Below are 26,011 nucleotides of genomic sequence, written 5' to 3' on the forward strand. Positions count from 1 at the left end.
CAACAAACCCGGGGTGACCGGTATCATAGCCTCCCCGTTTTGCCTGAGCCCCTGTAACGATGCGTGATTCCGTGTCACCGCAGACCGATCGCCCGTTACCCCGCATCGGCCACCACACGCTACCCAATCGCGTGATCCTGGCCCCCATGGCCGGGGTGACCGACCGCCCTTTTCGCCAGCTTTGTCGCGAGCTGGGCGCAGGTCTCGTGGTGTCCGAAATGGTCACCGCCGACAGCCGGCTCTGGCACACCCGGAAATCCCGGCAGCGGATGATCCATCGCGGCGAGCCGGGGCCGAGATCGGTGCAGATCGCCGGCGGCGACCCGCAGATGCTCGCCGAGGCGGCACGGCTCAATGCCGAAGCCGGCGCCGAGATCATCGACATCAACATGGGTTGTCCGGCCAAGAAGGTCTGCAACAAGGCGGCGGGATCCGCGCTGCTGCGAGACGAACGCTTGGTAGCCGATATCCTGGGGGCCGTGGTCGCGGCGGTGGACATCCCGGTCACGCTGAAGATTCGCACCGGCTGGTGTGCCGAGACCCGCAATGCGGAGCGTGTCGCCAGCCTCGCCGAGGACGCCGGCATCGCGGCCCTGGCCATCCATGGCCGAACCCGCGAGCAGCGCTATACCGGCGCCGCGGAGTACGACACCATCGCTGCGATCAAGCAGCGCGTATCGATACCGGTCTTCGCCAACGGCGACGTGACCACGCCGCAGCGCGCTGCCGAAGTGCTCGCCTACACCGGTGCCGATGCCGTGATGGTGGGGCGCGGTGCCCAGGGCAACCCATGGCTGTTCCGGGAGATCGAGCACTACCTGCGTACCGGCCGTGAGCACGCCCCACCGAGCGCGGACGAGATCGCCAGCACCATTGGGCGCCACCTGCGTGCCCTGCACGAGCACTATGGCGACTATCTCGGCGTCCGGGTGGCTCGCAAGCACGTCGGCTGGTATCTCGCCTCGCACGATCCCAGCCGGGCATACCGCTCCCGCTTCAATCGTCTCGAGCAGGCCGAACAACAATTCGAGTTTCTTCATGAACTCTTTCGCGGTGACGCCGCCGCGATCGGTAACGGAATCCACGCAGCATGAATAGCCGGCAACCTTTAGCTCTCGATGGTGAGTCAACCGCGGAGGCCGACTCCCTCCAGATGCCCGAAGCGCTATCTCACACGACTCTCCGAGAGTGCGTCGAGCGTGTCATGGAGCGCTACTTCTCCCATCTCGAGGGTGAATCCGTATCCAACCTCTACGGGATGGTGCTGGCGGAGGTCGAGGCACCGCTCCTCGAAGTCGTGATGCGCAACGTCGAAGGCAATCAGACCCGAGCCGCCGAGCTGCTCGGTCTCAATCGCGGCACGTTGCGCAAGAAGCTCAAGCAGTACGATCTGATGTAAATTCTCTCTCGCTTCGCCCGAGCGAAGCGCCACCTGGACGCGCGACGCCGCCGCCGACTCGAGAGTCTCCTGGCTGCGCCTGCCGTCTCATCGCACAAGAGTGGACTGGCATGTCTCAACCCCCTGCTTCTACCGCCCCCCGCGCCGTCCGTCGCGCCCTGCTCAGCGTGTCCGACAAGACCGGCGTCGTCGAATTCGCTCGCGAGCTGACCTCGCTTGGCGTCGAGCTGCTGTCGACCGGCGGTACCTATCGCCTGCTGCACGAGAACGGTATCGCGGTCGTCGAAGTCTCCGAGCACACCGGCTTTCCGGAGATCATGGATGGGCGCGTCAAGACGCTGCATCCCAAGATTCACGGCGGCATTCTCGGACGTCGCGGCCAGGATGACGCGGTCATGGCGGAGCATGGCATCGACCCGATCGACATGGTGGTCGTCAACCTCTACCCCTTCACGCAGACGGTGGCCAATCCGGACTGCACCCTGGAGGACGCCGTCGAGAACATCGACATCGGCGGACCGACGATGGTTCGGGCTTGCGCCAAGAACCACGAGCACACCACGATCGTGGTCAGCGCCGAGGACTATTCGCGGGTGCTGAAGGACATGGCCAGCCACGACGGCGGCGTCAGTCACAAGACCCGCTTCGACCTGGCGATCAAGGCGTTCGAGCACACCGCCGCCTACGACGCCGCCATCGCCAACTATTTCGGCCAGCGGGTGGGCAGCGGCGAGCCCGACTTCCCGCGCACGCTGTCGCTGCAGTTCACCAAGAAGCAGGGCATGCGCTACGGCGAGAACCCGCATCAGAAGGCGGCCTTCTACGTCGAGCCGGAGAGCAGCGAGGCCAGCATCGCCACCGCCAGCCAGCTCCAGGGCAAGGCGCTCTCCTTCAACAATGTCGCCGATACCGACGCCGCGCTGGAGTGCGTCAAGTCGTTCACCAAACCGGCCTGCGTGATCGTCAAGCACGCCAACCCGTGCGGCGTGGCGGTGGTTCCGGAAGACGAGGGTGGTATCCGCAAGGCCTACGACCTGGCCTTCGAGACCGACAGCGAATCCGCTTTCGGCGGCATCATCGCCTTCAACCGGGAGCTGGATGGCGATACCGCCAGCGCCATCGTCGCCCGCCAGTTCGTCGAGGTGATCATCGCACCGCGCATCTCTGCCGAGGCCCGCGAGGCAGTCGCCAGCAAGACCAATGTGCGCCTGCTCGAATGCGGAGAGCTGCCGGCGAAGACTGGCGATGGGTGGGACTACAAGCGCGTCAACGGCGGTCTCCTGGTCCAGAGCCGCGATACCGGCATGATCGGCGCGGATGACCTCAAGGTCGTCACCCGGCGCGCCCCCACCGAACAGGAGCTGAACGACCTGGTGTTCGCCTGGAAAGTCGCCAAGTTCGTCAAGTCCAATGCGATCGTCTACGCCAGGAATCGCCAGACCGTGGGCGTTGGCGCCGGCCAGATGAGCCGCGTCAATTCAGCGCGTATCGCGGCGATCAAGGCCGAGCAGGCGGGCCTGGCGGTGACCGGCTCGGTCATGGCATCGGATGCGTTCTTCCCCTTCCGCGACGGCCTGGACAACGCCGCCGCCGCCGGCATCACCGCCGTCATCCAGCCCGGTGGATCGATGCGCGACGAGGAAGTGATCGCCGCGGCCAACGAGGCAGGCATCGCGATGGTGTTCACCGGTATGCGCCACTTCCGGCACTGAACTGCGAAAAATAGCCTGACCGCAAGACGAAGAACGCCAGCGACAATGTCGCTGGCGTTCTTCGTTCNNTTCGCCCAGATCGATGCAGAGGTACTTGGTCTCGAGATACTCGTCGAGCCCGTACTTGGAGCCTTCGCGGCCCAGCCCGGACGCCTTGACGCCGCCGAAGGGCGCGCTGGCGTTGGAGATCAGCCCGGTGTTGATGCCGACCATGCCGTACTCGAGTGCCTCGGCGACCCGCCATACGCGCCCCAGGTCCTTCGAGTAGAAATAGGACGCCAGCCCGAACTGGGTGTCGTTGGCCAGCCGCACGGCCTCCTCCTCGGTCTCGAACGGGAACACCGCCGCCAGCGGGCCGAACGTCTCCTCGCGCGCCACCTTCATCTCCGGCGTGGCGTGGCTGATCAGCGTGGGCGAGAAGAAGCGCCCGCCGAGGGAGTGCTCGTGGCCGCCGAGCAGCAGCTGGGCGCCCTTGTCAGTGGCATCCTTGACGTGCTCACTCACTTTGGCCACCGCATCTTCATCGATCAGCGGCCCGATATTGATCCCTTCCTCGAAACCGTCTCCGACCTTCAGTTCACTGTTCATCGCCGCCGCGAGCTTCTCGCTGAAGGCGTTGATCACGCTGGACTGGACCAGGAAGCGGTTGGTGCAGACGCAGGTCTGGCCGGCATTGCGGAACTTGGAGGCGATGGCGCCTTCGACCGCGGCGTCCAGGTCGGCGTCCTCGAACACCAGGAACGGTGCATTGCCGCCGAGCTCCAGCGAAATCTTCTGGATATGCTGGGCAGCGCCGGCCATCAATGAACTCCCGACCTCGGTGGAGCCGGTAAAGGTGACCTTGCGCACCACGGACGACTCGGTCATTGCCTTGGCGATCTCGCTGGCCTTGCCCGGCACCACGTTGAAGACGCCACGCGGCACACCGGCCTGCTCGGCCAACGCGGCCAGCGCTGTCGCCGAGAACGGGGTCTGGCTGGCAGGCTTGATCACGATGGTGCAGCCGGCCGCCAGCGCGGCGGCGGCCTTGCGGGTGATCATCGATGAGGGGAAGTTCCACGGCGTGATGGCGCCGACGACGCCCACCGGCTGCTTGGTGACGACGATCCGCTGCCGGGTGTTGGCGGCAGGAATGGTGTCGCCATAGATACGACGAGCCTCTTCGGCGAACCAGCGCATGAAGCTCGCGGCGTAGACGATCTCGCCCGCCGCCTCCTTGACCGGCTTGCCCTGCTCGGCGGTCATGATCGCGGCCAGCTCATCCTTGTGCTCGAGCATCAGCTCGTACCACTTCATCAGGATATCGGCACGCTCCAGCGCCGTGTGATTGCGCCAGCCCGGCAGTGCCGCCTCGGCGGCCTCGATGGCGCGCTCGGTCTCGGCCCTCCCCAGGCGCGGCATGCGCCCGAGAATCTCGCCGCTGGCAGGGTTGTCGACATCGATCTGCTCGCCGCTGTCGGCAGCGACCCAGTTGCCGTCGATGTAGGCAAAGGGCCTGAACAGCGCACTCTCTTTAACGGATTGCATGATTCACTCCTTCCTGGATGTGCTTGCCGATAGCGGGCATGCCCCCTATCCGCCCGACCGTTGCCACGGAACGGCGTGCCACGCGATCGGTCCTGGCTGGCGCCGGTGAAAACGAGTCAGCCACCACGGTTGTACTGGACAGGATGGCGCGTTAACGGCACTCGTGCCAGTCACATTCACGCCCTCTCGCTGCCGAACGTCGGGGCAAGCCGTGCCAACGCCGGAGGCCAGTCACCAACGCGAAGCGAGCGCGCTCACCACCACTGGGACCACAGGGTCACGCCTACGGCCACCACGATGGCGATACCGTTCAGCCACTGCCCGGTCAGGCGCTGGGGTTCGCGATGCACGTGGCGCAGGCCCAGCCACGCCAGCACGATCGCCACCGCTTCCACCACCGGCGCATAGCGCCCCGCACTCACGCCGACGACGGCCACCACAAAAGCGGCCAGCGCCCAGTGCGAAAGCACCTTGCGCCGGGTCTTGCCGTCAACGCCACGGATGGTGCTGGCGCGTCGCTGGGCCTCGGGGTGATTGAACACCTGAATGGCCCGACCGTCGCGGAGTTCGAAGCGCACCGGCGTTCCGGCGCTCGGCAAGCCACGACCGCGCCATTGGGAGAAGTCGAAGGGGTAGCGCTTGCCATCGCTGGACTCGATCTCTCCGAGCTGCGCTTCATCGTCGAAATGGGAAAGACGACCGTCCATCCTGCTGTCCTTGCTATCCATACGGAACCGGTTGCCGGGAGCCCGCCCGGGGTCAGGCAGTCCGTTTCTCAGCGGCCGTTGACCAGCATCAGGAACTCCTGGCGCGTGGTCTGATTCTTGCGAAAGCTACCCAGCATCACCGAGGTCTTCATGCTGGAGTTCTGCTTTTCGACCCCTCGCATCATCATGCACATGTGCTGGGCCTCGATCACCACGCCGACACCGCGCGCCTGGGTCACCTGCATCACCGCTTCCGCAATCTGTCGGGTCAGATGTTCCTGAATCTGCAGGCGACGCGCGTACATGTCGACGATTCGCGCGAATTTCGACAGCCCCAGCACTTTGCCCTGGGGCAGGTAGGCAATATGGCACTTGCCGATGAAGGGCAGCACGTGATGCTCGCACATCGAGTACATCTCGATGTCCTTCACCAGCACCATTTCGTCCGTGTCGGAGGCGAAGACGGCACCGTTGACCAGTTCATCCAGCGATTGGCTGTAACCCTGGGTCAAGAACTGCATCGCCTTGGCGGCACGCATCGGGGTGTCGCGCAGGCCTTCACGCTGAGGATCCTCCCCCAGCTTTTCCAGAATACCGTGATAATGGCCTGCCAGTTGCTCTGTCATGTTGCTGCCTTGTCTATCGTTATCATCGATCGAACGCGCTCGCCGCCGCGACCGCCCCGGCCTCACTCTCGGTGAGGGCCGATTCTAGCGAAACTGCACCGACACCACTATCTCGGCACCGACTAATGACCGGTTCAGGCAAGCCAGCGCGGCGAATCGAGTGTCACACGCTGCTGCTCCAGATGACGGATGTGCTGATCCCAGTATCCGCTCTCGGCAACGTAGGGAAACGCCCGGGGAAAGGCGGGATCCTCCCAGCGCGCCGTCACCCAGGCGCTGTGGCGAATCAGGCGCAGCGTGCGCAGGGTCTCGATCCAGTCGAGCTGACGCCGATCGAACTCCCGGCTCATCTCGTAGCCTTCGATGATCTCGGACAGCTGCATCTGCCACTCCCCCGGCGACTGGGCGGTCAGCAGCATCCAGAGATCCTGCACCGCCGGTGCCATCAGACAGTCGTCGAAGTCGACCAGAGCGAACCGTTCGTCCCGGCCCAGCATGTTGCCGAGGTGGCAATCGCCGTGAACGCGCTGGAGCGCGCTATCGGGCCAGGCGTGGTCCGCCATCAGCGGTACCAGGGCGTCGATGACCTGGCCATAGAGGCGCCGCTGGCGTGTATCCAGCCAGCGAGCCTCGAGGACACAGCGCCGGCTTTCGTCGACCATGGCGTTCAGGTCGAGCCGCCGCCGGTGGCGGAAGGGTTCGCGGGCACCGACCTCGTGGACCTGGCCAATCAGCTCGCCGAGCGCAAATAGATGGGAGGGATTATCGAGCTCCGGCGCCTGGCCGACCACATGCGCAAACAGCGCGAAGCGAAAACCCTCGAAATAGTGCAGCGTCTTGCCCTCGGCGCTCTCCCAGGGGGCGCCGACCGAGACCGACGCCGCCGCGAGCGCCAGGAGGAAAGCGTGCTCTTCGAGAATCTGCTCATCGCTCCAGCGCGCTGGCCGGTAGAATTTCACCACCCAGCGCCGGCGGTCGTCATCGGTCAGCGAATAGACCCGGTTCTCGTAGCTGTTGAGGGCGAACGGCTCGCCGGGCAACCAGAGCCCGAGAGACTCGACAGCTTCGACCACGAGCTGTGGCGTCAGCCTCTCGAACGGATGCAGGGAATCAGCGCTCATACGAACCTCGGCTAGCAGCGGCAGGCTTGCGCGCATGCTATCAGATTCGCGCCGACGGAGTACGTGCGAAAGCCAGCGCCGTGATCCTCTCGGCACCGGCCTCTCGACAGGCACTGGCCAGCGAATCCAGCGTGGCACCGGTCGTCATGACATCGTCGACGATGGTGACCACAGCCGGCAACGATCGATTGATGACGAACGCGCGCGTCACGTTGCGTCGCCGGGAGAGCCGGTCCAATCCCCGCTGAGAGGGCACCTCCCGAATCCGCTCGGCCGCGATGACCGGTAGCGCCAATCGTGCCGCCAGGCGTCCGGTCAACCAGGCGGTGTGGTCGAACCCGCGCTCCCGCGTGCGCTCATGCTGTCCCGGCACACCGATCATGGCGCTTCCCAGCTCGGGAGCTCGATCCAGTGATGCCAGCATCAGCTGTACCAATACCTCTCCTGCCCGCGGGTCCGCCGCGAACTTGTAGCGCCGAACCAGACGCGTCACCCGTGACTCGTAACGTAGTGGCACCCATGACGCGGTCTGCTGCGGTCGATGTTTCAGGCATCGCCCACACTGGCGCGGACGAAGCGTCCCGGCATGCGTGGTCGGCAGCGGCTCGGCGCAGAGTTCACAGCCGCCCTGATTCCAGGGCATGTCCGAGAAACAGTCGGAGCACCAGGGCAGCCCCTCCTCGGCGGCGGCACTGCAGAAGGCGCAGTAGCCCGGCAGCGCTCTCTTCAGTTGCGCGCCGATCCCGTCCAGCGACTTGCGGGTCAACGGCCACAGGATCTCCAGGCATCGCAGCATCGACGTTTCCTCGCCCCTTTCAATCATCATGTCGACCACGGCGATGAAAACTGAAGCGGGCGCGGCCGCCGAGCGACGCCCAGGGCGCAACGATTGACATCGATCAAGGCGACAGTACAATGAGCGCGCCTGTCAGAATGCGGATGTGGTGGAATTGGTAGACACGCTAGATTTAGGTTCTAGTGCCGAAAGGTGTGGGAGTTCGAGTCTCCCCATCCGCACCATCGAATAGCCCCAAGATCAATAGCTTATATTTTCCGAACGGATTCTATCCGATCCCGGCTCGGCCAGGATGGCGCGGTGAACGCATGCGCCGTTGCGGCAGCGCGCGATCGGTCGCCCTCGAAGTACCAGCAACGACTCAGCCGTCGAGTCGACGGACCCACTGCCTGACCCGCCACCGCTGAAGCCGACTGGCGTAGCGTTTGGTATCGACCGAGGCGGGAGCCAGCGTGCAGGCCTTGTCGTCCGTCATATGAAGACGGAAGCGACGCTCGGCTCCGATCGGATGGTCCTCACTGCCGTAGATCGCGACGACACGAATATCGAGAAAGTGAAAAACGATGTCGTCCGTGGGACGATTGTTCTCGAGCGTCAAGTCGTGGGTCCTGCACAAGCGCTGCAAGATGGTCTCGAAGGTGCCGACGTGGCTGAAGCTTCCGCACGACATGGGGCCCTGGCTCGACTCCAACCTCTCCCCTCCTTCACCGGAGTCCGTACCCGCTGAACCTGGCGACGCCTGGTCATCCGAGCGATGATCGCCTTCACAGTCGATCATGTCCTGGGTCAACGACCCTCGACTGGTGTGTAGCGTCACGATGATGTGTTCGAGAAAGATCGGCTCGGAACTCATGTTGCTGATCAGGCACAGCGACGTCAGATCGTTGCCGTGGCCGCGATTGATGATGATACGAGGACGCCGGGTACGGGCAAAATTCCGATAGAGAATCTGGGCGTAGAAGAACCACACGAACAGCGTCAATATGCTGGTGACGGCGGTTATCGCCTTGCTGTGTTCCGACAACCACTCCATGGTCGGGATCGGCTCCTGCCTGCTGGGATCGCAAAGGCGCCAATGTAGAGGAGAAACCTGGCGGGCGATATAACCCAGTTTGTGGCACCAGCGCCGTCGACTCGACCGGTGAGCAGAAACACGAAAGGCGGGCCTCTCGGCCCGCCTTTAAATCAACCGCCGAACCCAGGCATCCTGCCCTGTCTTCGTCATCCTGACGGAGCGAGTTCACGGTAATGCTTGAGCCCTGTCTTCATCTCCCTGAATCCAACGGGCTGACAGTCGTCCCTGACTGCGACTCCAACTCACCTTTGACATCCTTCAACCCATCCTTGGGTGCGGTAAGTCAGCTAACGAACTCAAAGTTATACAAGAGTTGTCGGCCCGTCAAGCTTTTTCAAATAGAGCCCATTCCGGGTGAAGGTGATGATTCTGGAAGCGGGCGTGCGGAAGGGCCCCGCATGGCGTCCTGTGGCCGCGCAGCGGAAGAGACACTCGGCTGATATCGAAATCGAGGTGGGAAACCGACGGAAGGACGCCGGCTTCCCCGAGACACTTACCCCCTGCGCCATGAACCCCAACGCCGGAGGCGAAAGAGGCCGCATGACATCGCTGACGGTCATGCGCCGAAACTTTCCGCGCTCCTGAGCCTGTCGGCTCATTCCCTGGCCCCTGCCACTAACCAACGCGAAGCGCACATCCCTTGGTCACGTCCCTGCGGCAGCCTTCACAGAAAGAATCGCGCAAATGTTAGATCAATACAGTACAAACGGCAAAGCCAAGTATAGATTGATCTCGTTCGCCGAGCGGGATCCAGGTCACTGCGCCTTTCATGAACGCGCCATCCGTCGATGGGTACGGTTTCCGGAAACCAGCGATAGCGTAAAACAAAAGGATATATAAATTATTTTTCTTATTACCAATTTCAAAACTGGGCTATCCTGTTGCCAAATCCGGCGCGTGCAAAGCCGGATCTCCTCATCACCTTCTCCGGGAATCTTTTCGCTCATGACAATACGATCGATTTCAATGGCGTCTCTTCGGCTGGCCACACTGTCTCTCGCGCTGGGGCTGACCGGTGCAACCCTGGCACAGGCGGATACCTTGAGAGTGGGCATGTCGGGAGGCTACTACCCTTTCACCTACGTCGAGCACGATCAACTCAAGGGGTTCGAAGTCGATCTCATGAATGCGATCGGCGAGATCACCGGCGACGACGTCGAGTTCGTCACGGCCAGCTTTTCCGGTCTGGCGGGTATGCTGGACTCCAACCGCATCGATACCATCGCCAACCAGATCACCATCACGCCGGAGCGCCAGAAGAAGTATCTTTTCAGCCAGCCCTACGTCTACGACGGCGCCCAGGTGGTGGTTCGCAAGGGCAACGACGCCATCCATGGGGTCGAGGATCTCAAGGGCAAGACGGTTGCGGTAAACCTCGGCTCCAACTACGAGCAGCTGCTGGACGAGCTACCATACGCCGATGATATCGACATCAAGACCTACGACTCCAACATCGAGCAGGATGTGGCACTGGGCCGTGCCGATGCCTTCGTCATGGACCGTGTCAGCGCTACCCAGGTAATCAAGGACAAGCCGTTGCCGCTGCAACTGGCCGGACAGCCCTTCTCCCAGATCGAGAACGCCTACCCCTTCCGCGACGACGCGGACGGCGAGGCTCTCCAGAAACGTATCAACGACGCACTCGCGCAACTGCGTGACAGCGGTCAGCTGAGAGACATTTCAGAGAAGTGGTTCGGCAGCGACATTACCCAGCCCTGATCGATGCTCACAGTGATGGCCCATGACGCCGACAGGCGTCATGGGCCTTTCCGTTATCCGAGCTCGCCAAACGCGGAGCGCCCAGCCCTGAGCCAAACGTCATGCACGCACTCGATATCGACTACATGCTGGGCCTGGTGCCCATTCTTCTCAGCTACCTGCCACTGACGCTGGAGATGGCGGCGGCCGGCATGGCCTGTGCGCTGGTGCTCGCCTGCCTGCTGGCGGTCATCCGGGTCAGTCGCGTGCCGGGCCTCAACGCCTTCGCACTGCTGTTCATCTCGTTCTTCCGCGGTACGCCGCTGCTGGTGCAACTGTTCCTGTTCTATTACGGGCTACCGCAGGTCTTGACGTTCCTCGTCGCGATCAACGGCGTTACCGCCACCATCCTCGGACTGACGCTCCACTTCTCGGCCTACATGGCGGAGTCGATCCGTGCGGCCATCGTGGGGATCGATCGTAGCCAGACCGAAGCCGCCCTGTCGATCGGCATGACCCGGGCACAACTGATGCGTCGCATCGTGTTGCCCCAGGCGACCCGGGTGGCAACGCCGACGTTGATGAACTATTTCATCGACATGATCAAGTCGACCTCGCTGGCGTTCACGCTCGGCGTCACCGAGCTGATGGGTGCCACCCAGAAGGAAGCCGCTGGCAGCTTTCTCTACTTCGAGGCCTTTCTGGTCGTGGCGGTCATCTACTGGATCGTGGTCGAGGCACTTTCCTGGGTCCAGAAATGGCTGGAACAACGACTCAACCGGGCGTATCAGCGATGATAGAACTCAAGGGCATCCGCAAGCAGTTCGGCAGTCACATCGTCTTCGACGACGTCGATCTTCAGCTCGAGCGCGGCGAGATCATCGTGATCGTCGGCCCCTCGGGCACCGGCAAATCCACACTGCTGCGCTGCATCAATTTCCTGGAGACGCCTGATGCCGGCCAACTGACCGTCGGCGATCTCAGCCTCGATGCCACGACCGCGACGCGTGACCAGATCCTCGCCCTACGGCGGCGTACCGCCTTCGTATTCCAGAACTATGCTCTCTTCGCCAACAAGACCGCCCTTCAGAACATTGCCGAAGGCATGATCGTGGTCGATGGCATCGCCAAGCGCGAGGCGTACGCCAGGGCAAGGGAGATTCTCGGGCGCATCGGGCTGGCCGACAAGGCCGACGCCTACCCCGCCGCGCTCTCCGGCGGACAGCAGCAGCGCGTGGGCATCGGCCGGGCCATGGCCGCCAATGCCGAGGTCATCCTGTTCGACGAACCGACATCCTCGCTGGACCCGCAGTGGGTGGAAGAAGTGCTCGGACTGATGAAGCAGCTTGCGGCCGAGCACCAGACGATGATCGTCGTCACTCACGAGATGCAGTTCGCTCGCGAGGTCGCCGATCGGGTGGTGTTCATGGATCAGGGCGGCATCATCGAGCAGGCACCTCCCTCGGAGCTGTTCAGCCATCCCAAGGACGAGCGTACCCAGCAGTTCCTGCGCAAGATCCTGGCGGCAAACAAGAGCTGACCGCCCCGCCCCGGGCAACGACTTCCCCCTGGCGACGTGTCGCGAAACCGCTTTCTCTTCTAGGCTAGTATCCGGCCAATCACAAGGAACAGCATGAAGCGAAACCACGTTAGCCTACGGGATGGATTGCGGCACACGGCTTCGGCGGGCTATGTCGCCAAGGGCATGATCTACCTCACCATCGGCTGGCTCGCGCTGCTGACGGCGATAGGCTTGGGGGGCAGCGAGAGCGGCGCTTCCGACGTCATTCGCAAGATCGCGCTGTGGCCGTTCGGGCGTGCGCTACTGGCGCTGCTGGGGCTGGGGCTCATCGCCTATGTGTTGTGGCGCCTGGCTCAGGCGATTTTGGACACGGAGCGCAAGGGCAACGACTGGCAGGGATGGATACAACGTCTGGGGTTCGCGGTCAGCGGCGGCTTGTATGCCACGCTGGCCTGGCGGTGTGCCACTCTGGTCTTTCAGAGCCTGGCCCAGGGCCAGGGGGGCGGGACCTCACAGCATACCGAACGGGTGCTGGGCATTCCCGGCGGACGCTGGTTACTGGTCATGCTCGGCGTCATCTTCATCGGCGTCGGCATCCACCAGATGGTGCGCGCCTGGCGGCGTTCCTATCGCAAGAACTGGCACCTGGACAGCCGGCCCAACCCGCCGCTGCCACTGCTCGAGGCGATCGCGCGCCTCGGTCTCGCAGCCCGTGGCGTCACCTTCGTCCTGATAGGCAGTCTGATCGCACTGGCAGCCTGGCACCTGTCGCCCAGTGATGCCCAAGGCCTGGGCGCCGCGCTCAACCTGCTGGCCCACCAACCCTTCGGCGACTGGCTTCTGGGCGCCGCCGCGGTCGGCCTGATGGCGTACGGGGGCTACTGCTTCATCAATGCCGGCTATCGTCGGGTCAGGCACCCACGGAGCGGAACCTGACCGATTCGCTGCCGGGGCCGGCAAGCCACCAACGGCGGCGTACAAAAACCGTCGGGAGCGGTTTTTGACGCCTCGGGCGGCCCGAAGGGTGGCCGCCAGGGATGGCAGGCCACAACAAACCGTCGGGAGCGGTTTTTGACGCCATGGGCGGCCCGAAGGGTGGCCGCCAGGGATGGCGGGCCACAAAAAAGACCGCCGTGGCGGTCTCAAACGATCGATAAGCCTATCTCGAAAGAACGAGACGGGGGTCATCGCACGAACTCTGGTTCCCGCTTATTGAGCTGGCCCCGTATTGAGAGGTTGGCGATTGACAGAGTCCTTGCCAGCGGCGCCATCCTGATCGCTGCCACTCAAGGGGGCACTGTTGTCCATCGTCGGAGACATGGGGGCAGCGTCGCCTCGACGGGGCATGCCTTTCACCATCCCGTCACGATTGGCGCTGTCCTTGCTCGCCATTCCCATCTGATCGCTGCTGCTGTTGGGTGCACTGTCATCCATGGAAGAACCATGGGCGGACTTATGCGGTGATGACGGCATGCCGTTCACCATCGCATCGCGATTGGTGCTGTCCTTGCTTGCCATTCCCATCTGATCGCTGCTGCTGTTGGGCGCGCTATCGTCCATGGCGGTCTGGGCCATGGCTGCACCGCTCAACACGGCCAACATCAAACCGGTAGCGATACCGAAACGGTGACGGATGGAGATTTTCATGAGGGGCTCCTGCGGGTTTCCATGATCGAACGCGGCGTCGCGCTCCTGGGTCTTCCCTAACATGACGGTTGTGGCCGTCTATCCCTGTATACGCCGCTGTTCTGGAAACGGATGCAGTGCCCCTTGCGCTCTCACCCCAACAACAGCGCCCCACCCGCAGCGGCAATGACGGCACCGATACCGCGAAGCCAGCGGCTGTCACGCTGCATCAGCCAGTTGCCGACCAGACGGCCGACCAGAGTGATAGCGACGCTGGCGATGACGAAGCCAACGGCGTAGAGCAGTGCCGATGCCCCGGGTGCCAGCTCGCTGCCGTGAGCATGGCCATGCAGCAGGATGAAGGCAAAGACCAGGGTGCCGCCAACCGCGGTGGGCAGCTTGACAAGACAGGCCAGCATCACGCCCGCCAGCAGGACGCTGGAGGCGATGCCGAATTCGACGCCGAGCAGCGGCACGCCGGCCCAGGCCAGTCCCGCCCCCGCGATCATGCCCAGGGCAATCAGCAGCGGCATGGCACGGCACAACGTCGGGGACTGGCGGCAGCTCCACAAGCCGATTGCCAGCATGGCGAGCAGATGGTCGAGCCCCGTCAACGGATGCATCAGCCCGGCCAGGAGACTGCCGCCATGGGTATGCGGTAGCGCGCCGGGATGCGCCATGGCCGCCGAGCCGACCAGCAGCAAGAGCGGTGCGGAGAGCCAGGCCAGGCCACGAGCCGGGGGAGTGGATGCGGTCATGACGAATCTCCTTGCAGGTAACGGATGAGAGATCAGTTGGCTGTCAGCAGTTGCTGGTCCTGGATGGCACGTCGTTCTTCGCCGCGCCGCTCCGGCAGCATCCCCCGATCGAGGATGAAACGAACGATGGTCTCGACACCGACCCCGTCATGCAGGTTGGTGAAGACGAAGGGACGCTCGCCACGCATCTTCTTGGCATCGCGCTCCATCACTTCGAGGGAGGCATGGACGTAGTCGGCGATGTCGATCTTGTTGATGATCAGCAGATCCGACTTGGTGATTCCGGGGCCGCCCTTGCGCGGGATCTTGTCGCCAGCCGAGACGTCGATGACGTAGAGCGTCAGATCCGAGAGCTCGGGACTGAAAGTGGCAGCCAGGTTGTCGCCACCGGACTCCACCAGCACCAGCTCCAGATCGGGATGGAGGGCGTGCAGGTCGTCGATCGCCGCGAGATTCATCGAGGCATCCTCGCGGATCGCCGTGTGGGGACAGCCGCCGGTCTCCACGCCGATGATACGGTCGGCGGCCAGTGCATCGTGACGCAGCAGGAAGTCGGCATCTTCCCGGGTATAGATGTCGTTGGTCACCACCGCGATATCGTAGTGTTCACGCAGCGCCAGACAGAGCTGCTTGAGAAGTGCCGTCTTGCCGGAACCCACCGGCCCGCCGACCCCCACGCGTAGACAATGCTTCATCGCTTTCCTCTCCTTCCAATATCTCAACTGCGAAACAGACGCGAATACTGTGTTTCATGCAGCGCACTCGCCAGGGCCAGTCCCGGCAGGATGGGACCGAGCGCCTCGTCGTGCAGCCGGTTGGCGGTCTCGACGGCGCTCACCAGTTCGGGTCGCAGCCGCTCGACCAGCCGCTGTGCCGCGGTCTGGCCCAGCGGCAGCGCCTTGCAGGCGGCGGCCAGCTGGTTCTCGAGCCAGGCCCATGCGAAGCCGAGCTGGGCATCCTCGATGCCGATCCCTCGTCGATGCGCCACCCAGGCAAACAGGGTGACGTACGCCGGACGCTGGGGCAGCCAGCCATCTTCGGGCAGCAGCGCCAGGTCCCCCAGCAGACGCGCAAGCGCCTGCCCCAGACGCACGTCCTCGTCCGCCAGCTCCTGGGTTTCCCGATTGGCCCGAAGCCAGTCGTTCCAGACCTGCAGCGTCTCGCGGTCGCCGGTTCTCCAGGCGCCCTGCAGCCTGCCCAGCACCGGCAGCTCGCAACGTGTCAGGCCATCGTCGAGAACGCCCGACAACCACTCGCCGAGGCTCTCCTCGTCACGTACCCAGCCAAGCTCGAAGGCGCTCTCCAACCCCTGCGACCAGGCGAAGGCGCCGATCGGCAGCGCCGGGCTGATCAGTTGTATCAGCCCCAGCAGGGCCAGCGGGTCGCGCCTCGATTCGGCCATCAAACCTCAATGCTCATGCTTGTGGCCGTGGCGGTGCGAGAGGTGCTGCTGGAAGTCATAGACCTGACCGAGGTTCCCGACGGCGCCGTGATCGTGGGGGTGGTCGTGGCCGTGGGGGTGGTCGTGGCCGTGGGAATGACCGTGAGCATGGGAGTGGGCGTGTCCATGGCGAGCCCCCTCGCCCTCGGCATACGCGCCCGGCTCGGGGTCGAACGGCGCCTGGTGATGCTCGAGCGTCGCTCCCAGCCTCACTGCCAGGGTTTCCAGCACATGATCCGGCGGAAAACGCACCCAGCCACACTCGCCGGCCGTGCCGATCGCCAACTGAACGTGACGATTGCCCAGGTGATAGCAGAGCCTCGCCAATGCCAGCCCGAGCGGCACCTTCGCCGTCACCACCGGTTCCGCGGCAGCGAGAACTTCGATCACCTCGCCGCTTTCGGCACGCAGTAAGGCCCCATCGCGCAGCACCGGGCCGCGATCGAGGAAAATGCCGATCTCGTGGCCCCGGTCGCTGGTCGCCTTGAGTCGGCCGCGCATTCGCAGCTCGAACGGCAACGTCACGCTGTCGATGGCGATAGCGTCGGACGTCGCCTCCAGCCGTTCAATCAATTTCCACATGTCTATCTGCCTCGTGATAGCCGCTACCGGACTCGAGATGACCTCGACATAGATAACCGAAAACGAGCCCGGCCGGCGGATGAATAGTCGAATCAAAAAAGATGATAACGCTGGGCCAGCGGTAACTCGAAGGCCGGCTCACAGGTCAAGAGCTCGCCGTCGGCGCGCACCTCGTAGGTTTGCGGATCGACCTCCAGATGCGGACAGGCGTCGTTGAGCTTCATGTCCGACTTGCGAACGCCCCGTACGTTCCTGACCGCCGACAGCATGCTCTCCAGACCCAGGCGCTCCTTGATCCCGGCATCCAGCGCGGCCTGGCTGACGAAGCTGAAGCGGGTCGCGCTGGCCGCCTTGCCAAAGGCGCCGAACATCGGCCGGTAATGCACTGGCTGCGGTGTGGGGATCGACGCGTTGGCATCGCCCATCGGCGCCGCCGCGATCATGCCGCCCTTGACGATCAACGCCGGTTTGACGCCGAAGAACGCCGGGCTCCACAGCACCAGGTCGGCCAGTTTGCCGGCTTCCACCGAGCCGACCTCGTGGGCGATGCCGTGGGTCAATGCCGGGTTGATGGTGTACTTGGCGATATAGCGGCGGGCGCGAAAGTTGTCCGCGCCCAGCGCCGCATCTTCCGGCAGCAGGCCGCGCTGCACCTTCATCTTGTGTGCGGTCTGCCAGGTACGGCAGACCACCTCTCCCACCCGCCCCATGGCCTGGGAGTCCGACGAGATCATCGAGATCACCCCCATGTCGTGGAGGATATCCTCGGCGGCGATGGTCTCGCGACGAATGCGGGAATCGGCAAACGCCACGTCTTCCGGGATGTTCGGATCGAGGTGGTGGCACACCATCAGCATGTCGAGATGCTCGTCGATGGTATTGACCGTGTAAGGCCGGGTCGGATTGGTCGACGACGGCAGCACGTAATCCTTCGAGCAGGCGGTGATGATGTCGGGGGCGTGGCCGCCGCCGGCACCTTCGGTGTGATAGGTGTGGATGCCGCGCTCCTTGAACGCGGCGATCGTATCCTCGACGAAGCCGGACTCGTTGAGCGTGTCGGTATGAATCGCGACCTGGATGTCGTAGCGCTCCGCCACGCTCAGGCAGTTGTCGATCGACGCCGGTGTCGTTCCCCAGTCTTCGTGCAACTTGAGCCCGATCGCTCCGGCGACGATCTGCGCTTCCAGCGCCTCCGGCAGGCTGGCGTTGCCCTTGCCGAGCAGGCCGATGTTCATCGGCAGGGTGTCGATCGCCTGCAACATCCTGGCGAGATGCCACTCGCCGGGGGTACAGGTGGTGGCATTGGTGCCGGTCGCCGGACCGGTACCGCCGCCGAGCATGGTGGTGACGCCGCTCATCAAGGCTTCTTCGACCTGCTGCGGGCAGATGAAGTGGATGTGTGCATCGATACCGCCGGCGGTGAGGATCTTGCCCTCCCCCGCGATGATCTCCGTGCCCGGCCCGATGACGATGTCGACGCCAGGCTGGACGTCCGGATTGCCGGCCTTGCCGATGGCGGCGATCCGGCCTTGCTGCAGGCCGACATCCGCCTTCACCACCCCCCACCAGTCGAGGATCAGCGCGTTGGTGATGACGGTATCCATGACACTGTCATCCACGCGCTGGCTCTGGCCCATCCCGTCCCGAATGACCTTGCCACCGCCGAACTTGACCTCGTCGCCGTAGACCGTCGCGTCGCGCTCGACCTCGATCCACAGTTCGGTGTCGCCCAGGCGCACGCGATCGCCGACGGTGGGGCCGTACATGTCCGCGTACGCCTGCCGGGTAATCGTCACCATCAGTTCGTTCCCCCTTGATCGCCATTGTCGTCAGGCGCCCCTGGCGCGGCAGTGGGCAGCGCCCCCATCACCTCGCCGCGGAAACCGTAGATCCGACGCGCGCCGGCATAGGGCACCAGGGTCACCTCGCGACTCTGGCCCGGCTCGAAGCGAATCGCCGAACCGGCCGGCACGTCGAGACGATAGCCACGCGCCATGGCGCGGTCGAAAACCAGAGCCGGGTTGGTCTCCGCGAAGTGGTAGTGGGAGCCGACCTGGACTGGCCGGTCACCGGTATTGGCCACCGCCAGCGTGATCGTCTCGAGTCCCGCATTGAGCTCGATCTCGCCATCCTGAATCTGCGTTTCACCGGGAATCATCGATTTTCCCTTGTTGTCGATTGTTCTTCGCCGGAACGGCACCCGGACGGCTCATGGCAAGGCCGTCGACGTTGGCCGACCGGCAGCATGCGAAACCGCGCCGACACCGCGCCCGGCCCGGAAGCGCCGCGTCAGACGATGGGATCGTGAACCGTGACGAGTTTGGTACCGTCCGGGAATGTCGCTTCGACCTGCACCTCGTGAATCATGTCGGCCACCCCATCCATGACGTCATCCCGCGTCAGTATCTCGCGCCCATATCCCATCAGGTCGGCCACGCTCCTGCCATCCCGCGCGCCCTCCAGAATCTCGAAACTGATCAGCGCCATCGCTTCCGGATAGTTGAGCTTGAGCCCACGGGCGCGCCGCCGCTCGGCCAGTTGGGCGGCGCTGAACAGCATCAGCTTGTCTTTGTCTCTCGGGGTCAATTCCATCGCGACGGCTCCCTGGCTCTTGCGCGTTGTTCAAAGTTCGGTCTTTCGGCCCTGCCGCCGGGCAAGCGCCGGCTTCGATGTGCCACGAACGGGGCTATCCACGGGGTCGTCACGTCCGCCAGATGCGCGGCTCGCAAACGCCCCGACCGGCCAGCAAGGGCCGAAGCACGTGCCAGGCAGCGCAGCACAGATCCCAGGCTTCGTTGCGGGAGCTGCCCAGATAGCGCAGCAGCAGCACACCGTGACGCTGCGTCACCGCCCAGTTTGGCCGCGCCGGCAGTGCCGCTCTGAGGGCGCCAACCGCTCCGCCGGCATCCTCCACTCCCGCCGCCCACAGCGTGGCCTGGACCGTCGCGCCGCCCTGCCCCCAACGCCCGACGAATCGCCGGTGCGCCGGATCCAGCGGCTGGCGCTCGAGCCACAGCGGCAGGCCATCCCGGCTCAGTCGGAAGCGCTGCTCGATGCGACCACTCTCGAACGGCAGCTGGCTCGCCGGGCGCCCCAACGCCATGATTTCCCACCCCAGGCAGCGGGCGCTGCCCTGCAAGGCGATCTCGGTGAGCTGCTCGCCTCGCGAGCCATCGAAACCGATGGTCTCCTGGGGCAGCCACTCGAGAAGACCATCGTCCTCGACGGCGAATCGATTGGTCTGCGACCAGGCGACGGCGTGGCTGTCCGCGCGGTAGAGCTTGGTCGCCGCCGGCGTGGTGAGCACGGCATGGGCAGAAGGCTCGACCCGGATGTCAACCGTCAACGCATCGCCGCTGACCAGGCCCCCTGGCGGGTGCAGCAGATAGACGTGACAGGGGTCGACTCGGCCGACCTGGTGCGGCTCCGGATAGAACGGCCGCTGGACCCTTAGCGGCCCATGGTGCCGCGCCCGGACCAAGCGCGTTCGAGCCGCGCCTTCCCGACCATGGGGGCGCGACGCGAACGCCAACGACAGCGAGGCATCCCAGCGGCGCCCGGCATCGAAACGGTGCCCGGAATCCGCCGGCGCCGGTGACGCCGCTCCCTGCAACGGCCTTGGGATCTCGGCCGTCATACCGTTAGATGTCGTTTGATCAGGTCGTCGCTCAATGATCCGATATCTCCCTCGGCCACCTTCTGCCCCCGATCCATGATCACGAAGCCATCGGCGTAGCGACGCGCGAACGGCAATTTCTGCTCCACCAGCAGCACCGTCAGGCCATCCTCGCGATTCAGCTTGCGAATGACCTCCCCGATCTGAGCGACGATGTTGGGCTGGATACCCTCGCCCGGCTCGTCGAGGATCAGCAGACGGGGGTCGAGCACCAGCGCTCGCCCGATCGCCAGTTGCTGCTGCTGCCCGCCGGAAAGATCACCACCTCGACGATAGCGCATCTCCTTGAGCACCGGAAATAGCTCGTAGATGCGCTCGGGAATCTTGCCGACTCTTTTCCCCTGGCCACGAACGCGCCGCGACGGCAGCCCGATCTTGAGATTCTCCTCCACGCTCAGGGTGGCGAATATCTGGCGGCCCTGGGGCACATAGCCGATGCCCAGGCCAGCACGCGCCTCGGGGCGGCGCTTGAGCAGATCCTCGCCGTCGAAGCGAACGTCGCCGCCACGGGCGGCAACCTCGCCCATGATCGTCTTCAACAGCGTCGTCTTGCCGACCCCGTTGCGCCCCATCACGCAGGTACAGCGACCCGCGGGCACGTCCAGGGTGAGATCGCGCAGTATATGACTTTCGCCATAGTACTGGTTCAGATTTTCCACGCTCAGCATCAGGCCGACTCCTCGTCACCGCCGAGATAGACCTCGATCACCCGCGAATCGTTCGACACCTCATCCATGGTGCCCTCGGCCAGGACACTCCCCTGATGCAGCACCGTGACCTGCCGCGCGATCGAACGCACAAAGCCCATGTCGTGCTCGACCACGACCACCGACTGCTGGCCGGCAAGGCGCGTCAGCAGCTCGGCGGTACGGTGCATTTCCGGCTCGGTCATGCCGGCCACGGGCTCGTCCACCAGCAGCAGGCGCGGTCGCTGCATCAGCAGCATGCCGATCTCGAGCCACTGTTTCTGGCCATGGGAGAGCACGCCGGCAAGACGATAACGCTCCTCGCTCAGCCCGATCGTCTCGAGCACCTCGTCGATCCGCGCCAGCCCTTCGTGGTCGAGCCGCGCCAACAGCGTTTTCCAGACTCGCCGCTCACCCGCCATCGCCAGCTCCAGGTTCTCGGTCACGTCGAGCGCTTCGAACACCGTCGGTTTCTGGAACTTGCGGCCGATGCCGAGATTGGCGATCTGCGGCTCGTCCAGGGCCAGCAGGTTGTGGCGGCTGCCGAACCAGACCTGGCCAGTGTCGGGACGTGTCTTGCCGGTGATGATGTCCATCATCGTCGTCTTGCCGGCCCCGTTCGGGCCGATGATGCAGCGCAGCTCGCCATCGTCGATGGTCAGATTCAAGCCGTTGATGGCCTGGAAGCCATCGAAACTGACGCTGACGTCCTCGAGATAGAGGATCGGTCCGTGACGCACGTCCACCGGCGACTGGGCCGGGGCCATGAAGTCGAACACCCGGTCTGGCCGGGCCAGCTCGCGCAGCCTGCCGAAGCGGGCACTCTCCACACCGCTCATGCGCTTGCCTCCCTCTGCCCAGGCTGCACCGCTGCGTGCCGCCGACCCCGCCACTTCGCGATCACCCCGGCGATGCCCTGAGGCAACACCATCGTCACCAGCACGAACAGCGCGCCAAGAATGAACAGCCAGGCGTCCGGCATCGCCCCCGTCAGCACCGTCTTCAGATAGTTGACCACCAGCGCACCTAGCAGGGCGCCGTAGAGCGTCGCGCGACCGCCCAGGGCAACCCACACCACGACCTCGATGGAGAACAGCGGCGCGAAGGTGCTGGGGTTGATGATGCCGACCTGCGGCACATAGAGCGCCCCGGCAACGCCAGCGATCATCGCCGACACCACGAACAGCGCCAGCTTGACGTGATCGACCCGGTAGCCGATGAAACGCACTCGCGCTTCGGCATCCCGCGTCGCCACGCTGACCCGGCCCAGCCGCGAGACGGTGATCGCCCGGCACAGCCAGAACGCCAGCAATACGGCAATACCGGAGGCCAAGAACAGCGCCACGGTCATGCCTTCGCTGCTCAGGGAAAAGCCCAGCAGCTCGTAGAAGCGCGTGAGGCCGGTACTGCCGCCCAGCCCCATCTCGTTGCGATTGAACGCCAGCATCAGCGCGAAGGTCAGCGCCTGGGTAATGATCGAGAAGTAGACGCCAGTGACCCGGGAGCGAAACGCCAGCCAGCCGAACACCAGCGCCAGCAGACCCGGTGCCAGCAGGACCATGAGTGCCGCTACCGGAAAGTAGGTCATCATCGCCTGCCAGCCCGGCAATACCGAGGTCTGCGCGTTGAGGTAGAGCCCCATGGCGTAACCGCCCAGGGCGAAGAAGGCGCCATGGCCGAGGCTCAGAATACCGAGATAGCCCCAGATCAGGTCCACGGCGAGTGCCAGCAGCATGTAGGTGAAATACTTGCCCAGCAGTGCGACGGTCGCCCCGCTGACGTGCAGCGCGTTCGACGCCGGCAGAGCGTTGAGAATCAGCACGAGCAGCATGCCGACGATCAGCACCAGGCTGGTCACCAGCGTCGAGCGGGAGAGGAACGCCTGGCGCGACCGATCGCGGCCGGGCAAGGTGGCTTGGGTCGTCATGAGGTCCGCCCCTTGGGTGCGAAGATGCCCTGCGGGCGCTTCTGGATGAACAGGATCACGCCGACCAGCACGATGATCTTGGCCAGCACCGCGCCGACCCAGGGCTGCAGCACCTGGTTGATCACGCCCAGCGACATGCCCGCCACCAGCGTTCCCCACAGATTGCCGACGCCGCCGAAGACGACGACCAGGAAGGAGTCGACGATATAGCTCTGGCCCAGGTTGGGACCGACGTTGGTCAGCTGCGACAGCGCCACGCCGGCGAGCCCCGCGACGCCCGCGCCGAGGCCGAACGTGAGCATGTCGACGCGCGTGGCGCGCACGCCCATCGCCCTCGCCATGGCACGGTTCTGGGTAACCGCGCGCACCTCTAGCCCGAGGCGGGTGAAGCGCATCAGTGCCCACAGCGCGGCGAACACGGCCAGGCAGAACAGCAGCACGCCAAGCCGGTTGAGCGTAAAGGCGAGCGCCTCGTTGATCTGCCAGGCGCCCTGCAGCCACTCCGGCGAGGTCACTCGGCGGTTGAGCGGCGAAAACACGCTGCGCACCAGCTGCTGCAGGATCAGGCTGAGGCCGAATGTCGCCAGCAGCGTCTCCAGCGGGCGGCCCTTCAGAAAGCGGATCACGGTGCGTTCGATCACCACGCCGAACGCCCCGGCAACCAGAAATCCACCGGGGATGGCGAGCGCCAGCGCCAACCCGGGCTGGCCGGGCAGCGCCTGCTGGATCAGCCAGGTGGTGTAGGCGCCGATCATGATCAGCTCGCCGTGGGCCATGTTGATCACGCCCATGACACCGAAGGTGATTGCCAGGCCGATGGCCGCCAGCACCAGAATCGAACCGGCGCTCAGGCCGAAGAACAGCGTCTGCGCGCGGTCGTACCAGGCGCGCTTGCTCTCGATGCCGCCAAGCACCGATTGCGCCTCGGCCGCCAGGGGCGAGTCGCCCGCAGCGATCGGCACCAGCGTGTTACGCACCCGCGTATCGAGATTGCCACGCAGCGTGTCGAGCGCCTCGGCGTCGCCGTTCTGCACGTCGTAGAGCGCCAGCGCGACATCGAGCGGCTGGCGAACGGCGTCGCTCTCCTCCTCGTCGCGCATCCGGCGAACGCTGGCGACATTGTCCTCGGTGATCTCTCCGATCAATCGCCGCGCCGCCGAGAGACGCGACGCTTCATCGCCCGCGCTCAGCGACAGCGACGCGATCAGCCCCTCGAGCTGGGTACGCAGATCGTTGTTGATCTTGAAGATATCGACCGTGCGCCGGGTGCCGGTGCCGGCATCCTCGAAGGTAATCGCGTCGATGATCGGCCATTCGCGGCCGCTATCGTCGGTGACGATATAAAAGCGATCGCCACGACGCTCCTTGCCGAGACGGCCATCCAGCAGCGCCTGCAACCAGCGCGTCTTCTGCTCAACGTCACTCTCGGCGATCGCCTGCGCGGCCGCCCCCTTGGCTTGGAAATTGCCGGTATCCAGCGCTTCGAGCAGCGCTCGCGGCTCACTGGAGGTCGCGGCGAAAGCGCCTTGACTGATGATGCTGAGGCTCCATGCCATCAGCAGGCACAGCAGCACGGTGATCGTCGACCTGCGCGTCGGGGCGCGGCCGTCATGTTCTACGGTGGCTCTCATGGGATCGTCCTCGGACGCGTTCTATCGCCGGGCCAAACGAGCGACACCGATGCCCGGGCGGACACCGGTGTCGAACCGGTCTGATTTAGTCGGCGCCGGGACCGTCCTGGCACTGCATGCTTTCGACATCGAGCTTGCCGCAGCGCAGCGGTGCCCGCCAGTCGCTGATCAGGTTCTTGGATTCCGGCAGATAGTCGGACCAGGCATCCCCGGCAACGGTCGTCGGCGTTCGCCAGACCACGCTGAACTGGCCGTCATTCTGGATCTCGCCGATCATCACCGGTTTGGTGATGTGGTGGTTGGGCATCATGGTCGACGCACCGCCGGACAGATTGGGCACGGTGACGCCGATGATCGAATCCTTGACCGCGTCGACATCGGTGGTCCCCGCTTGCTCGACGGCCTCTAGCCACATGTTGAAGCCGATGAAGTGCGCTTCCATCGGATCGTTGGTCACCGCCTGGTCGTTGCCGGTGTAAGCGACCCAATCATCGATGAAGTCGTAGTTGGCATCACTGTCGACGCTCATGAAGTAGTTCCACGCCGCCATGTGGCCGACCAGCGGCGCGGTGTCGATACCGGTCAGTTCCTGCTCGCCGACGGAGAACGCCACCACCGGGATGTCTCCCGCCGAGATACCCTGGTTGGCGAGTTCGTTGTAGAACGGCACGTTGGCGTCGCCATTGATGGTCGACACCACCGCGGTCTTCTTGCCCTGGCTGCCGAAATCCTTGACCTGGGAGACGATCGACTGCCAATCGCTGAAGCCGAACGGCGTGTAGTTGATCATGATGTCGTCGGCGGCGACGCCATTGGCCTTGAGATACGCTTCCAGAATCTTGTTGGTGGTGCGCGGATAGACGTAGTCGGTTCCCAGCAGCGCCCAGCGCTCGACGCCTTGACTCATCAGGTAGTCGACAGCCGGGATCGCCTGCTGGTTGGGTGCCGCGCCGGTGTAGAAGATGTTCTCGGAGGACTCCTCGCCCTCGTACTGCACCGGATAGAACAGCAGCCCGTTGAGTTCCTCGACCACCGGCAGCACCGCCTTGCGGGACGCCGACGTCCAGTTGCCGAAGATGACGTCGACGCGATCATCGCCGGTCAGCATGTCGCGCGCCTGCTCGGCATAGAGCGACCAGTCCGAGGCCGGATCCATGACCACCGGTTCGAGCTTGCGACCCAGCAGCCCACCGGCCTCGTTCTGCTTGGCGATCAGCATCAGCATCTCGTCTTTCAGCGTCGACTCGCTGATCGCCATGGTGCCGGAGAGCGAATGCAGGATGCCGACCCGGATCGGGCCCTCGTCCTGGGCCACCGCGGCGGCACCGAAACCGGCCAGCCCCAGCGCGATGCTGGAACCGGCAATCAACTTGCGAAGGGATGTTGTTGTCATCGGATTCTCCTGGTCATGATCCCCTGATGATCGGGAATGCTCGCCCGTGACGGCGTAGCCATCGATCGGAAAACCCCATGCATTTTTCGTGCCCTAAACTTTCACCAC

Annotated in this window: 26 protein-coding genes, 1 tRNA gene and 1 pseudogene; 8 read left to right on the forward strand and 20 right to left on the reverse strand. The window is 64.3% G+C overall.

From position 1 onward, the window contains the following. Positions 1 to 59 precede the first annotated feature (59 nt). The 3 genes from dusB to purH all read left to right on the forward strand — a co-directional run bounded on the left by dusB (position 60) and on the right by purH (position 3,111). On the forward strand, positions 60 to 1,094 hold the full coding sequence (gene dusB / locus DOM45_RS04115; RefSeq protein ID WP_110598266.1) for a tRNA dihydrouridine synthase DusB: 1,035 nt from the start codon (positions 60 to 62) through the stop codon (positions 1,092 to 1,094). 59 nt (positions 1,095 to 1,153) lie between these two features. Then, positions 1,154 to 1,399, forward strand: coding sequence for a DNA-binding transcriptional regulator Fis (gene fis, locus DOM45_RS04120; RefSeq protein WP_205909390.1), 246 nt, complete (start codon positions 1,154 to 1,156; stop codon positions 1,397 to 1,399). 110 nt (positions 1,400 to 1,509) lie between these two features. Continuing rightward, positions 1,510 to 3,111, forward strand: a complete 1,602-nt coding sequence (gene purH, locus DOM45_RS04125; protein WP_110598268.1) for a bifunctional phosphoribosylaminoimidazolecarboxamide formyltransferase/IMP cyclohydrolase — start codon at positions 1,510 to 1,512, stop codon at positions 3,109 to 3,111. A 72-nt stretch (positions 3,112 to 3,183) separates the two neighbouring features. Here purH and DOM45_RS04130 read toward each other — a convergent pair. From DOM45_RS04130 to DOM45_RS04150, 5 genes and pseudogenes are all read right to left on the reverse strand, one after another. Continuing rightward, positions 3,184 to 4,638 (reverse strand): annotated as a pseudogene (locus tag DOM45_RS04130) (NAD-dependent succinate-semialdehyde dehydrogenase); the annotation flags it as partial. 254 nt (positions 4,639 to 4,892) lie between these two features. Beyond that, a complete protein-coding gene (locus tag DOM45_RS04135; RefSeq protein ID WP_110598269.1) occupies positions 4,893 to 5,345 on the reverse strand; it encodes a hypothetical protein in 453 nt (150 codons plus the stop codon). 68 nt (positions 5,346 to 5,413) lie between these two features. Then, positions 5,414 to 5,971 (reverse strand): GTP cyclohydrolase I FolE, encoded by a 558-nt coding sequence (gene folE, locus DOM45_RS04140; RefSeq protein ID WP_110598270.1) that lies wholly within the window; start codon positions 5,969 to 5,971, stop codon positions 5,414 to 5,416. Positions 5,972 to 6,105: 134 nt separating this feature from the next. Further along, positions 6,106 to 7,092 carry a serine/threonine protein kinase gene (locus DOM45_RS04145; RefSeq protein ID WP_110598947.1) on the reverse strand — a complete coding sequence of 329 codons (987 nt, stop codon included), beginning with the start codon at positions 7,090 to 7,092 and terminating at the stop codon, positions 6,106 to 6,108. A gap of 40 nt (positions 7,093 to 7,132) precedes the next feature. Continuing rightward, positions 7,133 to 7,888 (reverse strand): ComF family protein, encoded by a 756-nt coding sequence (locus DOM45_RS04150; RefSeq protein WP_240612286.1) that lies wholly within the window; start codon positions 7,886 to 7,888, stop codon positions 7,133 to 7,135. Positions 7,889 to 8,027: 139 nt separating this feature from the next. Between DOM45_RS04150 and DOM45_RS04155 the strand changes: the two genes are divergently transcribed. Then, positions 8,028 to 8,112: transfer RNA gene (locus DOM45_RS04155), tRNA-Leu, on the forward strand. Positions 8,113 to 8,249: 137 nt separating this feature from the next. Here the strand turns inward: DOM45_RS04155 and DOM45_RS04160 are convergent. After that, positions 8,250 to 8,921: a hypothetical protein gene (locus tag DOM45_RS04160; protein ID WP_110598271.1), complete on the reverse strand. Its 672-nt coding sequence runs from the start codon at positions 8,919 to 8,921 to the stop codon at positions 8,250 to 8,252. Positions 8,922 to 9,929: 1,008 nt separating this feature from the next. On the opposite strand from DOM45_RS04160, the gene DOM45_RS04165 reads away from it, so the two are divergent. The 4 genes from DOM45_RS04165 to DOM45_RS04180 all read left to right on the forward strand — a co-directional run bounded on the left by DOM45_RS04165 (position 9,930) and on the right by DOM45_RS04180 (position 13,119). After that, entirely contained in the window at positions 9,930 to 10,682 is a 753-nt protein-coding gene (locus DOM45_RS04165; protein ID WP_110598272.1) for an amino acid ABC transporter substrate-binding protein, read from the forward strand. A gap of 101 nt (positions 10,683 to 10,783) precedes the next feature. Next, on the forward strand, positions 10,784 to 11,458 hold the full coding sequence (locus DOM45_RS04170; RefSeq protein WP_110598273.1) for an amino acid ABC transporter permease: 675 nt from the start codon (positions 10,784 to 10,786) through the stop codon (positions 11,456 to 11,458). Next, the gene (locus DOM45_RS04175) at positions 11,455 to 12,201 is read left to right on the forward strand and encodes an amino acid ABC transporter ATP-binding protein (protein WP_110598274.1); all 747 of its coding nucleotides are present in this window, start codon (positions 11,455 to 11,457) and stop codon (positions 12,199 to 12,201) included. The genes DOM45_RS04170 and DOM45_RS04175 overlap by 4 nt, the downstream gene beginning before the upstream one ends. Before the next feature lie 93 nt (positions 12,202 to 12,294). Beyond that, entirely contained in the window at positions 12,295 to 13,119 is an 825-nt protein-coding gene (locus tag DOM45_RS04180; protein ID WP_110598275.1) for a DUF1206 domain-containing protein, read from the forward strand. A 273-nt stretch (positions 13,120 to 13,392) separates the two neighbouring features. Here the strand turns inward: DOM45_RS04180 and DOM45_RS04185 are convergent, their stop codons facing one another. The 14 genes from DOM45_RS04185 to urtA all read right to left on the reverse strand — a co-directional run bounded on the left by DOM45_RS04185 (position 13,393) and on the right by urtA (position 25,903). After that, positions 13,393 to 13,830 (reverse strand): hypothetical protein, encoded by a 438-nt coding sequence (locus tag DOM45_RS04185; RefSeq protein ID WP_110598276.1) that lies wholly within the window; start codon positions 13,828 to 13,830, stop codon positions 13,393 to 13,395. A 131-nt stretch (positions 13,831 to 13,961) separates the two neighbouring features. Beyond that, positions 13,962 to 14,567, reverse strand: coding sequence for a HupE/UreJ family protein (locus DOM45_RS04190; RefSeq protein WP_110598277.1), 606 nt, complete (start codon positions 14,565 to 14,567; stop codon positions 13,962 to 13,964). A gap of 32 nt (positions 14,568 to 14,599) precedes the next feature. Continuing rightward, positions 14,600 to 15,262 (reverse strand): urease accessory protein UreG, encoded by a 663-nt coding sequence (gene ureG, locus DOM45_RS04195; protein WP_110598278.1) that lies wholly within the window; start codon positions 15,260 to 15,262, stop codon positions 14,600 to 14,602. Between the two features lie 23 nt (positions 15,263 to 15,285). Further along, on the reverse strand, positions 15,286 to 15,969 hold the full coding sequence (locus tag DOM45_RS04200; RefSeq protein ID WP_110598279.1) for an urease accessory protein UreF: 684 nt from the start codon (positions 15,967 to 15,969) through the stop codon (positions 15,286 to 15,288). A 6-nt stretch (positions 15,970 to 15,975) separates the two neighbouring features. Beyond that, positions 15,976 to 16,590: an urease accessory protein UreE gene (gene ureE / locus DOM45_RS04205; protein ID WP_110598280.1), complete on the reverse strand. Its 615-nt coding sequence runs from the start codon at positions 16,588 to 16,590 to the stop codon at positions 15,976 to 15,978. A 92-nt stretch (positions 16,591 to 16,682) separates the two neighbouring features. Continuing rightward, positions 16,683 to 18,389, reverse strand: coding sequence for an urease subunit alpha (gene ureC / locus DOM45_RS04210; protein WP_205909391.1), 1,707 nt, complete (start codon positions 18,387 to 18,389; stop codon positions 16,683 to 16,685). Beyond that, positions 18,389 to 18,748: an urease subunit beta gene (locus DOM45_RS04215; protein ID WP_110598281.1), complete on the reverse strand. Its 360-nt coding sequence runs from the start codon at positions 18,746 to 18,748 to the stop codon at positions 18,389 to 18,391. Before DOM45_RS04215 ends, ureC begins: the two co-directional genes overlap by 1 nt. A gap of 131 nt (positions 18,749 to 18,879) precedes the next feature. Beyond that, on the reverse strand, positions 18,880 to 19,182 hold the full coding sequence (locus DOM45_RS04220; protein WP_110598282.1) for an urease subunit gamma: 303 nt from the start codon (positions 19,180 to 19,182) through the stop codon (positions 18,880 to 18,882). 109 nt (positions 19,183 to 19,291) lie between these two features. Further along, positions 19,292 to 20,227 (reverse strand): urease accessory protein UreD, encoded by a 936-nt coding sequence (locus DOM45_RS04225; RefSeq protein ID WP_110598283.1) that lies wholly within the window; start codon positions 20,225 to 20,227, stop codon positions 19,292 to 19,294. Then, the gene (urtE, locus tag DOM45_RS04230; protein ID WP_110598284.1) at positions 20,224 to 20,934 is read right to left on the reverse strand and encodes an urea ABC transporter ATP-binding subunit UrtE; all 711 of its coding nucleotides are present in this window, start codon (positions 20,932 to 20,934) and stop codon (positions 20,224 to 20,226) included. Before urtE ends, DOM45_RS04225 begins: the two co-directional genes overlap by 4 nt. Further along, positions 20,934 to 21,791 carry an urea ABC transporter ATP-binding protein UrtD gene (urtD, locus tag DOM45_RS04235; protein ID WP_110598285.1) on the reverse strand — a complete coding sequence of 286 codons (858 nt, stop codon included), beginning with the start codon at positions 21,789 to 21,791 and terminating at the stop codon, positions 20,934 to 20,936. Before urtD ends, urtE begins: the two co-directional genes overlap by 1 nt. Then, on the reverse strand, positions 21,788 to 22,879 hold the full coding sequence (gene urtC, locus DOM45_RS04240) for an urea ABC transporter permease subunit UrtC (RefSeq protein WP_110598286.1): 1,092 nt from the start codon (positions 22,877 to 22,879) through the stop codon (positions 21,788 to 21,790). The genes urtD and urtC overlap by 4 nt, the downstream gene beginning before the upstream one ends. Continuing rightward, positions 22,876 to 24,510, reverse strand: a complete 1,635-nt coding sequence (gene urtB, locus DOM45_RS04245) for an urea ABC transporter permease subunit UrtB (RefSeq protein WP_110598287.1) — start codon at positions 24,508 to 24,510, stop codon at positions 22,876 to 22,878. Before urtB ends, urtC begins: the two co-directional genes overlap by 4 nt. Positions 24,511 to 24,595: 85 nt before the next feature. Continuing rightward, positions 24,596 to 25,903: an urea ABC transporter substrate-binding protein gene (gene urtA / locus DOM45_RS04250; RefSeq protein WP_110598288.1), complete on the reverse strand. Its 1,308-nt coding sequence runs from the start codon at positions 25,901 to 25,903 to the stop codon at positions 24,596 to 24,598. Between the last annotated feature and the right edge of the window lie 108 nt (positions 25,904 to 26,011).

It is taken from the genome of Salinicola lusitanus (assembly GCF_003206045.1).
Lineage (GTDB): Bacteria > Pseudomonadota > Gammaproteobacteria > Pseudomonadales > Halomonadaceae > Salinicola > Salinicola lusitanus.